This is a genomic window from Bradyrhizobium cytisi, from assembly GCF_008123515.1.
In the GTDB taxonomy this organism is placed as follows: domain Bacteria; phylum Pseudomonadota; class Alphaproteobacteria; order Rhizobiales; family Xanthobacteraceae; genus Bradyrhizobium; species Bradyrhizobium cytisi.
The window spans coordinates 161,312-172,849 of the sequence record NZ_VSSR01000011.1 but is presented as its reverse complement, the minus strand read 5'-3'; the positions used below and the strand labels follow the sequence as shown (position 1 = coordinate 172,849).

The window sequence follows — 11,538 nt, the reverse complement described above, 5'->3', positions numbered from 1 at the left end:
TGCACTCCAAAAATTCTGGCCGCTCGATTTTAGCGGCCGGTCCTGTCTATTGGTCCAGTCTTGCCGACGGTCCCCTCATCTAGGGAACCATCGTCGACTTGCGAGGGGTCGGCGCTTGCGGCGCGTTCGCGCGCCTGCAGCTTCCGCCGCTTCAGATTCTCTCGCAGCGCCGATTTCAGGCGGTCGTCCCGCGATCCCTTCGCCTGTCTCGTGCTCTTGTCGTTCTCGTCAGCCATCACGGGTCCATACAGCGGTTGGCGATAACATGCCCGGAGAATGCGGCAGCTCAAGAGGGCCGTGCGGTCCCGATCGTGGAAACTCAAAATGGGTCGAATCCGCCGCACCGGCCAACTGGCCAGTTGGCCGGGGGAGTAGGAACCAAAATCGACGGAAAGTCGGTCGTTTCGGGCCAAAGCAGCCGTGATACCCCCGATATCGCCCCGATTTTCTCGCTTTGGCGGGTCCTGCAAGCTTGCACAGCGGGGAGGCCTGTGGCAGATATCGGCCCGCTTGGTAGGCCCCTCGGGCGGCCGATTCTTATCCCAGCACATGCTGCCGTAGCTCAGTGGTAGAGCACTCCATTGGTAATGGAGAGGTCGACAGTTCAATCCTGTCTGGCAGCACCATTTCATCTCTCGAAGTACGCATGAATCAGCATTCTCGCGGCACGAAACGCCCGAGTTTTGCTGTTTTCCGTCGCCCTCCTCCGTGAAGAGGGCGCAGGGAAGACCGGGTGCCGACGGGCACCCGCGGTCCGCTGCGCGAAAGTGTAGCGCAAGGAGACCGCACAGCAGCATACAGGTGACGCCGAACACTCGGCCTTCCCTGCGCGATGGGTTGACGGCGTATGCCGCGCTCTCCCGGGAGCCGAGTTCCTTCTGGCCTCCCTCGCTTTCAGCGAATTGACGATGTGGTTGACCCGGTTGGGCGCTCCACACCTCCGCGAAAGCTTGGCTGTAGCGACGACAGCCAGGACCACACGATTTAGCCGTACGCAGCGATCCCGCTTCGCCCAAGGGCTTCGCGGGATACAGGCGCCGTTCGTTCGACACGGCTTGCGGTGAGCTCACGGGGTTCGGCTCAATCCTCTGCCCGCCCTGCTCCCACATCCGCGCCGGCGCTGCCGCGTCCACCGCCCCCCAACCCACGTTCGTGACGACGTACGATCGCCCCTCCCCAGGGGTCAGGATGGCGGGAGTGTGCCGCAAATCCGAATTTCGGTAAAGTGGAATATTTTTATGAAGGAGGGTTGACGGGATTTTGGTGGGAGCCGGGTGTTTTGCCCGACGGGTTAGATCGGCGCAAGTAAGGTTAATTCTTCCTTTCGATTGTCGGTAAAATTTTATCTATTATCGTCTTTGTCATTCGTGACGAACCAAAGGCTTCAATAGTGTTTGCGTTTTGCCTGATCGTGACTGGGACTGCGCTGCTTCTCTCCGGCTTGGTTGCCTTCGGGCTTCATAGAAATTCGCTCCACTCATTGGCGTTGCTGTAGCTCGTAGGATGGGTAGAGCGGAAGCGAAACCCATCAAGGCCTTCCCTCCCCGGTGACGAAACATGATGGGTTTCGCAAGTGCTCTATCCATCCTACGGGCTACGAACTCGCGGCATCGCCGAGACGCACATTCAATTCGCAGAGTTTCCCTCTTCATCCATTCGATGCCTCGTGAGGCGATCGTCGGAACGGCGCAGGCGCCGGCACAGCTCGCGATTGATGTTTTGCAGGACGATCACATAGGCGTGGATGTCGGCCTTGTAGCAAGCGTAGAGCTTTTGCGCGGTCAGCTCGTACAGCACGGTCGGAGCCTCCGCGACCACCGTGGCGGAGCGGTTCTGCATTTCGATCAGCGTCATTTCTCCGAAGAAATCGCCGGGCCTAAGGGTGGAAATCGGGATGGCGTCCCCCGAATTCGCCCGTTTGCTCACCGCGAGACGACCGGATTTGACGATGAACATCGAGCGTCCCGGCTCGCTTTCCGCCACGACGGTCGCGCCGACGTCGAAGCTGCGTTCGACCAGCATCGATAGCAGGAGGTCGAGACTTGGGTCCGTGAGACCGCCGAAGAACGGCGTCGCGAGCAGGAATGCTTTCAGATCGGAAGAACTTTCAGTCATCGCCCCAACCCGCAATCGCAATCGATTCTGCCCGGTTCACTACCTCGCAATGCTCTCGCCGCGCAACGCCCGCTTTCGCCGGAGATCAATCATCGCCTTGGCGGTTGCCGCGAGGACAAATGCACAGAGCGTCGCTTTCGAGATTGTCTCCATCGTCCCCTCGATTAGCAGGCAATGCACCACGCCGCTCGCGACGATGGCGATCGCGAGCGGAAGATGGACGATGCGCCAGGTTCGCAGTCGCAGGCCCAGCCGCCGGCGTAGCAGCGCCAGAAGCGCGACAGCGAAGATGGCCCACATCGCGATCACGCCAAAGGGCGAGAACGGCGTCGGCGACGCGAAGGTCAGGGCGTCGATCATGTCGGGCGGGCTGGTGATCCAGAGGCCGGCGACATGGATCACCACCGCGAAGGCCAGCGCGCCGCCGATCCAGTGGTGTGCACGCCGCCCGCGATAGGCCGACAGGCCAGGCAAATATCCGCCGATCAGCAAAGGCTGAACCAGCACGAGACCGAGGGCGACGATGCCTGCGAATCCAGCGAGGATGTAGACAGGACCGCGCCATGCGAGCTGCTCGCTTGCCGCAGCGAGCGCGATCGGCACGCCGATGGCCAAAGCAAGGGCGGCCCAGATCAAGGGCACCCGGGCCGATCTCCACGCCTTCACTTGCAACGCGGTCAAGCCGGCTGAAGCACGAAGTGCGCCTCGAGGCTGGTTTCCTTCGCGCTTCGCATGATCGGCCGCAGAAAGACGGTTTTGAACTCACCGCTGTCATAGGCGAGATGGCCGTGCGGCTGGCCGAAGATCGGAATGATCTGCGGCATCTCGAGCCGGAACGCCCCATCCTTGTCGGTGAGCGTGGCGCCGTGGCTCTGCGGCTCGTGCTCCTGGCCTTCGACCGTGTGCGCCCAGATCTGGATGCGCTGCCCGGCAAGCGGCGCCCCGTCGCCGGCACGGCGAACGGTGCCACTCATCCAGAAGCCGCCCTTGCCGATCCGCTCCACGACCGCCGCGCCCTTGCGGTAGTTGTTCGCCCCGCCCGTCATCGATTCGGTCGGCGCGAGGCCCTCCGCACGGGCCGGCAGCAGGAGTCTGGAAGCCCCGACTGTCAAAACTCCGGTTGCGAGGACGGTGCCGCCGGCGGCGAGGAGATTGCGGCGGCTGAGTACGACGATGGTCATGTCGATTCCTCCTGCGACGGTGCGGTGGACCCGCGGAGGGTACAACAACAGGCGCGAAAGGCCCAGTTGAGACGAAGGGCGCCATGGGTCGCAATAACAGGGTTGTGAACGGAGGTGCGGGCCGCTCAAACAGCTTCGTAGGATGGGTACAGAGCACGCTCTACCCATCCTACGCGCTGACACTACATGTGTTGTTCGCCGCCGCGCGTCATTATCCTGCCCCTCCACTCCGGTGCCCCGCATGATCCCCTTCTCCGTGCTCGACCTCGCGCCTATCAGGCAGGGCGCCGACGCCGCGCAGGCGTTTCGCAACTCGCTTGATCTCGCCCAGCATGCGGAAGCCTGGGGCTTCAAGCGCTTCTGGCTGGCCGAGCACCACAACATGACGGGCATTGCGAGCGCGGCGACATCCGTGGTGATCGGGCATGTCGCGGGCGGGACCAGGACGATCCGCGTCGGCTCGGGCGGCGTCATGCTGCCGAACCATTCTCCGCTGGTGATCGCCGAGCAGTTCGGCACGCTGGAGTCGCTCTATCCCGGGCGGATCGATCTCGGTCTCGGCCGCGCGCCGGGCACCGACCAGCTCACGGCGCGGGCGATGCGGCGCGATCTGGCGACGGCTGCCGAGAATTTTCCGCATGACGTGCTGGAGCTGCAGGCATTGCTCGGCAATGTGCAGCCGAACCAGGCGATCCGCGCCGTGCCCGGCATGGGGACGAAGGTGCCGCTCTGGATCCTCGGCTCGAGCATGTTCGGTGCGCAGCTCGCGGCGATGCTGGGGCTGCCCTTCGCATTCGCCTCGCACTTCGCGCCGCAGATGATGATGCCGGCGCTGCGCGAATACCGCGCGCGGTTCGAGCCCTCGGCGCAGCTCGACAAGCCCTATGCGATGGTTGGCGTCAATGTGTTCGCCGCCGACAGCGACGGCGAGGCGCAGCGCATGTTGACCTCGCTGCAGCAGCAGTTCATCAATTTGCGCCGCGGCACGCCCGGCCAGCTGCCGCCGCCGGTCGACGACATGGACGCGCTGTGGTCGCCGGCCGAGAAGGCAGGCGTCGCGCAATCGCTGGCCTGCTCCGCAGTCGGCTCGCCCGCGGTCGTCGAAGAGAAGCTGAAGGCGCTGATTGCCGACACCGCAGCCGACGAGCTGATGACCACGGGACAGATCTACGATCACGCCGCGCGGCTGCACTCGTTCGAGATCTCAGCCGAGGTGCGGGATCGGCTGGCTAAGCAGCCGGTGCTGTGAGCGCGATGTGCGCACCCCGACGAAGGTGCGCTCTTGGCGAGTCCCGAGCCTCTAATCCGTATACCCGAACAGCTTCGCCGGATTGTGCACCAGGATCTTCTCCAGCTCCGCCTGGTCGGGCGCGTAACGGAACATCAATTCGAGCAGATCGGCGTCGTTCGGCGGCTGCTTCACCGAGACCGGATGCGGCCAGTCGCTGGCCCAGACGCAGCGGTCGATCGCGGCCTCGATATAGCTGCGCGCGATCGGAATGACATCGTCATACGGCGGGCCCGCTTGCGAGGTCTTCTCGCCGAGCGAGAGCATGACCCAGAAATTGCCCTTCTTGAGCAGCTCCAGCATCTTGCGCAGGTTCGGATCGTCCTTGCCGCGCGAGGGGTCGGGGCGCGCCATATGGTCGATCAACACGGGCACGTCGAGATTTTCGTATTTGGCGACGCTGGAGACGATGCCGTCCTTCTCCGGCTGGATCTTGACGTACCAACCGAGCTCGCGGATTCGTGCAATCGCCCGGGCGAAATCGGCATCGGACAGCACGGCACCCAGCTCCTGTCGAAAACTGAAGCGCGCGCCGCGCACGCCGGCGTCGTGCAGTTTGGCAAGATAAGCATCGTTCGCTTCAGCAAACACCAAGGCATTGGCACAGCCGCGATAGTTCGGGCCCATCGCGGCGAGACCGTCGAGCACGACGGAATGATCGGCGCCGTAGGTCGTTGTCTGCACGATGATGCCGCGCTCGATACCGAGCGTCTTGTGCATGCGCAATGCCGCTTCCCAGGTGGCCGTGGGCATCCGATAGGCCGCGCCCGGACGTTCCGGATATTTGTCGACGGGGCCGAGCACGTGAAACTGGCTGTCGACGGTTTTCGGCGGCGGCGCCTTGACCGGACGGCGCGGGTTCGGATCGAACGGCAGATAGGTCGGCATGTGCAAAAACTCCCTCAGTCGATCACGGCGGTGAAGTCGCACTGCACCAGTGCGCCGCCGTCCATGTTGTCCATCGGCAGCGCGTGACGCGCCGGGCGCGAATGCTCGTCCGGAAACATTTTCAGCCATTCGACATTGACCGGGCCGCGCTGCGTGCGGTCCTTCAACCACACCGTCATCTTGATGATGTCGTCCGTCGTGCCGCCCGCAGCCTCCACGGTCGCCTTCATATGCGCGAACATGTTGGCGCATTGGGCGTCCAGGCTCTCCGGCATCGTGCCAGCCCCGTCGCGACCGAGGATGACGCCCGACATCACAAGATTGCCGATGCGGCAGGCGTTCGGGATCGGATTGGCGTGCTTGAAGCCGCCGATATGGATGCTCTTGCGCCGCGTTGGGCCTGTCATGTGCGCTTCCTCCTTTTTTATTGGTTCAGACGAACTGGCACGACACGGAGCCGAAGGCGCCATAGTCGGCATGAAAGGTATCACCGCGGCGGATATCGACCGGACGCGTGAACGATCCCGCCAGCACCACCTCGCCGGCGGCGAGATGCTCGTCATGCGGTGCCAGGCGATTGGCGAGCCAGGCGATGCCGTTGGCGGGATGGTTGAGCACGCCGGCGGCAAGGCCGGTCTCCTCGACCTCGCCGTTGCGGAACAAGAGCGCGCCGATCCAGCGCAAATCCGCGTCTAGCGGGCGGAACGGCCGGCCGCCGAGCACCAGCGCGGCATTGGCGGCGTTGTCCGAGATGGTGTCGACGACCTTGCGCGCCTTGCCGGTCTCGGGATCGACGCGATGCATGCGCGTCTCCAGGATTTCGAGCGCGGGCGTGACGTAATCGGTAGCGTTGAGCACGTCGAAGATGGTGCAATCCGGACCGCGCAGCGGCGCCTTCAGCACGAAGGCGAGCTCGACCTCGATCCGAGGTGCGTGAAAGTGATCGAACGGAACCGGCGTGGCATCTGCATAGAACATGTCGGCAAATAGCACGCCGTAATCGGGCTCGGAAATGCCGACCGCGTTCTGCATCGCCTTCGAGGTCAGGCCGATCTTGTGGCCCTTGATGACCCGGCCGCGGCCGAGCTGAAGTTTTGTCCAGGCGCGCTGGACCGCGTAGGCGTCCTCGATGCTGAAGCCAGGATAGTCCTTTGAGAACATCGGAATCAGCGCCTTGCTGCGCTCGGCCTCATCGAGGCGCGCAGCAAGGCGCTCGATCGTGACGGTATCAAGCATCACTTACTGCTCCGCGGCCACGGTGTTCCTGAGCACGCCGATGCGGCTGGACTCGACCTCGACGACGTCGCCAACCTTCAGCCAGCGCGGCGGATCGAAGCGGGCACCCGCGCCCGTCGGCGTGCCCGTCACGATCATGTCGCCGGGCTTCAGGGTCGCAAAGGTCGAGAGATAGGAGATCAGGACATCGAACGGGAACATCAGCCGCTCGGTCGTGTCCTGCTGCCGCACCTCGCCGTTGACGCGCGTGACGATGTCATGCGGCCCGCGCGGGTCGAGCTCGTCCGCGGTGACGATCCACGGGCCGATGCTGCCGGAGCGGTCAAAGTTCTTGCCCTGCGTGACGTTGAACTTGCCGTGGCGCAGCCAGTCGCGGATCGTGCCTTCGTTGCAGAGCGTCATGCCGAAGATGTGCGCGAAGGCTTTTTCGCGCTGGATATGACGGCCGCCCTGGCCGATCACGATGACGAGCTCGCCTTCGTAGTCGAGCTGATCCGAGACGTGCGGCTTCTCCAGCGGCTGGCCGGAGCCCGTCATCGACGACATGCTGCGAACGAACAGGCTCGGATATTTGGGCAGGTCCGAACTGTCTTTATATTCGGCATTGCGTTCGGCGTAATTGACGCCGATGCACCAGAGCTTTTCGGGCGACAGCACCGGCGGCAGCAGCGTGAGCTTCTCAAGCATATAGTCGGGCTTCTGGCCGGCCACCACATCCTGCGCCTCGGCCAGCGCGTTGGCCGCGATCAGCGCCTTGAGGTCGGAGAAATCGCGGCCGATCCGCGTGGTCAGATCGACCACGCCGCCATCAATCGCCGCGCCGTAGCGCGGCTCTCCGTCCACCAGATAGCTCAACAGTCGCATCGTCGTTCTCCAATGGTCTTCAGGCGGCGTACGCCAGGCGTCCGCACGTTCAGTCCTTCGATTTGGGCGTCTGGAACACGGTGTTCAGCGTCACGATCTCGCCGAGGCGGGCATAACGGGGCCCGCCGATGCGGGCGATCGGATCGAGTGCCGCGGTCTCGACCTTGCCGTTGGTCACGAGGCCGTCGCGGATGTGGAACATCACGACCTCGCCCACGATCAGCCGGCTGCGCGCCTCGCCGAATTCGAGGCACTGGCGAAAGCGGCATTCCATCGCAACCGGCGCAGCGGCGAGCCTTCGTACCTTGATGCGCTCGCAGTCAAGCGTCTCCAGCCCGAGCTGCTCGACCTCGCTGATTTCAGGCGGATGCTCGATGGAGCTGTCGTGCACCGCATTCATCAGCGGCGTGTCGGCGATGTGGATGACATATTCCTCGGTGTCGAGGATATTGTGCGCGGTGTCCTTGTAATCAGCGCCCTTGCGGCCGACGCTGATGGCGAGCATCGGCGGCTTCTGCGAGACAAAGGTGAAGGCGCTGAACGGCGCGAGGTTGAGCACGCCGCTCCGCGACAGGCTCGTCACCCAGGCGATTGGGCGCGGCACCACGATGCCGGTCATCAGCCGGTAGATGCGCTCCGCGCCGAGCTCGGTGGGGTCGATCCGCATCGCTCAGTCAGCCTTGATGTTGGCCTTGCTGACGACCGGAATCCATTTGGCGTCCTCGCGCTCGAGATATGCCCTGAACTCGTCGGGCGTCATCGCGACGGCTTCGCCGCCGAGATTGTCGAACTTATCGACTACGCCCGGATCTTTCAGGATCGCAACCAGCGTCTCGTGCAGCTTGTCCACGATCGGCGCCGGCGTGCCTGCGGGCGCGAACAGGCCCGTAAACGTCTGGCCATCAAAGTCCTTGTAGCCGAGCTCGGCGAAGGTCGGCACGTCGGGCAGCGACTTCAGGCGATGCGGGCTGGTGACGGCAAGCGCACGGAACAGGCCGGCCTTGATGTGCTGGAGGCTGACCGTGAGCTGGTCGAAGGCGAACTGCACCTGGCCACCAAGCAAATCGTTGATGGCCGGCGCGTTGCCGCGGTAATGCGCGGTGACCCATTGCAGCTCGAGGCTCGTCTGCATCAGCTCGCTGAGCAGGTGGTTGGTGGTGCCAGGACCGGGCGAGGCCATGGTCAGCTTGCCGGGCTCGCGCTTGGCCAGCTCGATGAATTCCTTGAAGGTTGTGGCCTGCACCGACGGATGGACCTCGAGCACCAGCGGCGTCATCGAGATGGTCGAGATCGGCAGGAAGTCCTTCTTCCAATGATAGGCGTCGCGCTTGTTGATCTCAGTCGCGAACAGCACCGGGCCATTGGCGCCAACGAACAGCGTGTAGCCGTCGGGCGCCGATTTCGCGAAGGCCTCGCCCGCGATCATGCCGCCGGCACCGGCCTTGTTCTCGATGATGAAGGGCTGGCCGAGCTTTTCCTGGAGCTTGTCGGCGATGATGCGCGCGGCGCTGTCGACATTGCCGCCGGCGGGATACGGCACGATCAGCTTGACGCTGCGCGCCGGCCATTGCTGGGCCGACGCGGGCCCCGCCAGCATCGCAGTGACGACGACCATGGCAATCGCGATTAATTTCATGTTAACCTCCCGGCGGCGCTTCCAAACTCAATTCGAACGCTTCGCCGTTGTGCACGGCGCTTGATCGCCGCGCAATCTCCAGATGAGCGCTTTACCTGTCGAGTGAATTGTGGCGTTCTTGTCCACAATATGGACAAAGCCCATTCCTCAAGATCCGCGCGCAGCGCGCTGGAACCGCGACAGGGTGCGCAAGCGATCCGTCGCGCATTGTCGGTGCTGCGTATTCTTGCCGCAGGCCGCGAAGACGGTGTGCCATTGGCCGAGGTCGTGCAGGCCACCGGCCTCACACGCCCGACCGTGCACCGCATCGTTCACGTGCTGATCGAGGAAGGCATCGTCGAGCGGCACGACAGAACCGGCCGCTACGCGATCGGCAACCAGGTGCCGGAGCTGGCGCTCGCGCGCCCCCGGCCCTCGCCCCTGCTGGTGGCCGCAGGTCCTTCGCTGCGACGCGCCTCCGCCGAAATCGGCGACACGCTGTTCCTGACGGTGCGCACCGGCAACGACACGCTGTGCGTCGATCGCAGGATCGGCGCCTATCCGATCCAGGTGCTGTCGATCGAGGTCGGCGCGCGCCGCCCGCTCGGCGTCTCCAGCGCCGGCGTCGCCATTCTCGCCGCGCTGCCGGCGCAGGATGCGCGAAAAATCGTCACAGCGAACGAGAAGCGGTTCGATGCCTATCGGACCGACGCCGCAACCGTGCTCGGCCAGGTCACCGCGGCGCGGCGGCGCGGATTTGGCATGAGGGAGATCGGTCTCGTGCAGGGCACGACATCGATCTCCACCTGGATCAAGACCCCGGACGGGCGCCCTGCGGCGGCGATGACCGTATCCGCCGTTCGGACGAGGCTCGGCCCCCGCCGCGAGCAGGAGGTTGCGGAGATTTTGTTGCGCGAGGCGCGGAGCATCGAGCAGGCCATTCGTTCGAGTGCATAGCGCTGCGCGAGCCCGCGCGAGACTGTCAATGGGCTGACGTGGCGCGCGTTTTTGTGGCACAACGGCCGCCATCGCCGATCGACCAACGAGGCCACGCATGCCCGCGCCAAAACCGCCTGCCTTCGAGACCCTGAGCCTGCACGCGGGCCAGCATCCGGATCCCGCGACCGGCGCCCGCGCAGTGCCGATCTACCAGACCACGTCCTATGTGTTCCAGGATTCCGATCACGCGGCGGCGCTGTTCAATCTGGAGCGCGCCGGCCACATCTATACGCGCATCTCAAACCCCACCACCGGCGTGCTGGAGGAGCGGCTCGCGGCGCTGGAGGGCGGCGTTGGCGCGATCTGCACCGCGAGCGGCATGGCCGCGCTGCATCTCGCGATTGCAACGCTGCTCAACGCAGGCGACCACATCGTGGCGTCGAGCTCGCTCTATGGCGGCACCATCAATCTGCTGGCGCACACGCTGCCGCGCTTCGGCATCACCACGACTTTCGTGAAGCCGCGCGATCATGATGCGTTCCGGAAGGCGATCAAGCCGAACACGAAGCTCGTGATCGGCGAGACCATCGGCAATCCCGGACTTGAGGTGCTGGATATCCCGAAGGTCGCCGCGATTGCGCATGAGGCAAAGATTCCGCTGCTGATCGACAACACCTTTGCGACGCCCTATCTCAGCCGGCCGATCGAGCTCGGCGCCGACATCGTGATGCAGTCGGCGACCAAATGGATCGGCGGTCACGGCATCGCCATCGGCGGCGCCATCGTCGATGGCGGCCGCTTCGACTGGCGCGCGTCGGGCAAGTTCGGCGTGCTGACCGAGCCCTATGGCGGCTATCACGGCATCGTTTTCGACGAGCAGTTCGGCACGGCGGCCTTCATCATGCGGGCGCGCACCGAAGGCTTGCGCGATTTCGGCGCCTGCCTGTCGCCGACCAACGCGTTCCAGCTTTTACAAGGCGTCGAGACGCTGGGCGTGCGCATGGATCGCCACATCCAGAACACGCATCTCGTGCTGGAGGCGCTGAAGTCCAACAAGGCCGTGGACTGGGTGCTGCATCCCTCGCTGGAGGACCATCCCGACTACCAGCTCGCGAAGACGCTGCTGCCGCGCGGGGCGGGCTCGATCGTCTCCTTCGGCATCAAGGGCGGCCGGCCTGCGGGCCGCAAGTTCATCGAACAGCTGCGCATGATCAGCCATCTCGCCAATGTCGGCGACGCCAAGACGCTGGTGATCCACCCGGCCTCGACCACGCATCAGCAGATGGACGCCGAGCAGCTTAGGGCTGCCGGCATCGGCGAGGAGCTGGTGCGGCTGTCGGTCGGCATTGAGGCCGCCAGCGACATCATCGACGATCTCGCGCAGGCGCTGCGCATCTCGCAGAAGGTTTGAC

Annotated in this window: 13 protein-coding genes and 1 tRNA gene; 4 read left to right on the top strand and 10 right to left on the bottom strand. The window is 64.3% G+C overall.

The window, feature by feature from the left end; genetic code table 11:
• Positions 1 to 29: 29 nt before the first annotated feature.
• Positions 30 to 236 (bottom strand): hypothetical protein, encoded by a 207-nt coding sequence (locus tag FXB38_RS06270; protein ID WP_148749891.1) that lies wholly within the window; start codon positions 234 to 236, stop codon positions 30 to 32.
• Between the two features lie 315 nt (positions 237 to 551).
• On the opposite strand from FXB38_RS06270, the gene FXB38_RS06265 reads away from it, so the two are divergent.
• A tRNA-Thr gene (locus FXB38_RS06265) sits at positions 552 to 626 on the top strand.
• 1,000 nt (positions 627 to 1,626) lie between these two features.
• On the opposite strand, the gene FXB38_RS06255 is transcribed toward FXB38_RS06265, so the two are convergent.
• From FXB38_RS06255 to FXB38_RS06245, 3 genes are read right to left on the bottom strand one after another with little or no spacing between them, the layout of a single operon-like run.
• Positions 1,627 to 2,115 (bottom strand): cyclic nucleotide-binding domain-containing protein, encoded by a 489-nt coding sequence (locus FXB38_RS06255; RefSeq protein ID WP_148749889.1) that lies wholly within the window; start codon positions 2,113 to 2,115, stop codon positions 1,627 to 1,629.
• Positions 2,116 to 2,154: 39 nt separating this feature from the next.
• Positions 2,155 to 2,757, bottom strand: a complete 603-nt coding sequence (locus FXB38_RS06250) for a ferric reductase-like transmembrane domain-containing protein (protein ID WP_430640157.1) — start codon at positions 2,755 to 2,757, stop codon at positions 2,155 to 2,157.
• Positions 2,758 to 2,792: 35 nt separating this feature from the next.
• Positions 2,793 to 3,296, bottom strand: a complete 504-nt coding sequence (locus FXB38_RS06245; RefSeq protein WP_148749887.1) for a peptidase associated/transthyretin-like domain-containing protein — start codon at positions 3,294 to 3,296, stop codon at positions 2,793 to 2,795.
• 241 nt (positions 3,297 to 3,537) lie between these two features.
• Between FXB38_RS06245 and FXB38_RS06240 the strand changes: the two genes are divergently transcribed.
• A complete protein-coding gene (locus FXB38_RS06240) occupies positions 3,538 to 4,545 on the top strand; it encodes an LLM class flavin-dependent oxidoreductase (RefSeq protein ID WP_148749886.1) in 1,008 nt (335 codons plus the stop codon).
• 51 nt (positions 4,546 to 4,596) lie between these two features.
• On the opposite strand, the gene FXB38_RS06235 is transcribed toward FXB38_RS06240, so the two are convergent.
• From FXB38_RS06235 to FXB38_RS06210, 6 genes are read right to left on the bottom strand one after another with little or no spacing between them, the layout of a single operon-like run.
• On the bottom strand, positions 4,597 to 5,472 hold the full coding sequence (locus FXB38_RS06235) for an amidohydrolase family protein (protein ID WP_148749885.1): 876 nt from the start codon (positions 5,470 to 5,472) through the stop codon (positions 4,597 to 4,599).
• A 14-nt stretch (positions 5,473 to 5,486) separates the two neighbouring features.
• A complete protein-coding gene (locus FXB38_RS06230; protein ID WP_148749884.1) occupies positions 5,487 to 5,879 on the bottom strand; it encodes a RidA family protein in 393 nt (130 codons plus the stop codon).
• A gap of 25 nt (positions 5,880 to 5,904) precedes the next feature.
• On the bottom strand, positions 5,905 to 6,708 hold the full coding sequence (hpaH, locus tag FXB38_RS06225; RefSeq protein ID WP_148749883.1) for a 2-oxo-hept-4-ene-1,7-dioate hydratase: 804 nt from the start codon (positions 6,706 to 6,708) through the stop codon (positions 5,905 to 5,907).
• A 3-nt stretch (positions 6,709 to 6,711) separates the two neighbouring features.
• Positions 6,712 to 7,572, bottom strand: coding sequence for a fumarylacetoacetate hydrolase family protein (locus FXB38_RS06220; RefSeq protein ID WP_148749882.1), 861 nt, complete (start codon positions 7,570 to 7,572; stop codon positions 6,712 to 6,714).
• 49 nt (positions 7,573 to 7,621) lie between these two features.
• Positions 7,622 to 8,239 (bottom strand): flavin reductase family protein, encoded by a 618-nt coding sequence (locus FXB38_RS06215; protein WP_148749881.1) that lies wholly within the window; start codon positions 8,237 to 8,239, stop codon positions 7,622 to 7,624.
• A gap of 3 nt (positions 8,240 to 8,242) precedes the next feature.
• Positions 8,243 to 9,208 (bottom strand): Bug family tripartite tricarboxylate transporter substrate binding protein, encoded by a 966-nt coding sequence (locus tag FXB38_RS06210; protein ID WP_148749880.1) that lies wholly within the window; start codon positions 9,206 to 9,208, stop codon positions 8,243 to 8,245.
• Positions 9,209 to 9,337: 129 nt separating this feature from the next.
• Here FXB38_RS06210 and FXB38_RS06205 point away from each other — a divergent pair, with 129 nt between their 5' ends.
• Both FXB38_RS06205 and FXB38_RS06200 read left to right on the top strand, forming a co-directional pair.
• Entirely contained in the window at positions 9,338 to 10,144 is an 807-nt protein-coding gene (locus FXB38_RS06205) for an IclR family transcriptional regulator (protein ID WP_187434705.1), read from the top strand.
• A gap of 97 nt (positions 10,145 to 10,241) precedes the next feature.
• Complete coding sequence (locus FXB38_RS06200) at positions 10,242 to 11,537, top strand: O-acetylhomoserine aminocarboxypropyltransferase (protein WP_148749878.1); 1,296 nt, start codon at positions 10,242 to 10,244, stop codon at positions 11,535 to 11,537.
• The last annotated feature ends 1 nt before the right edge of the window (position 11,538 follow it).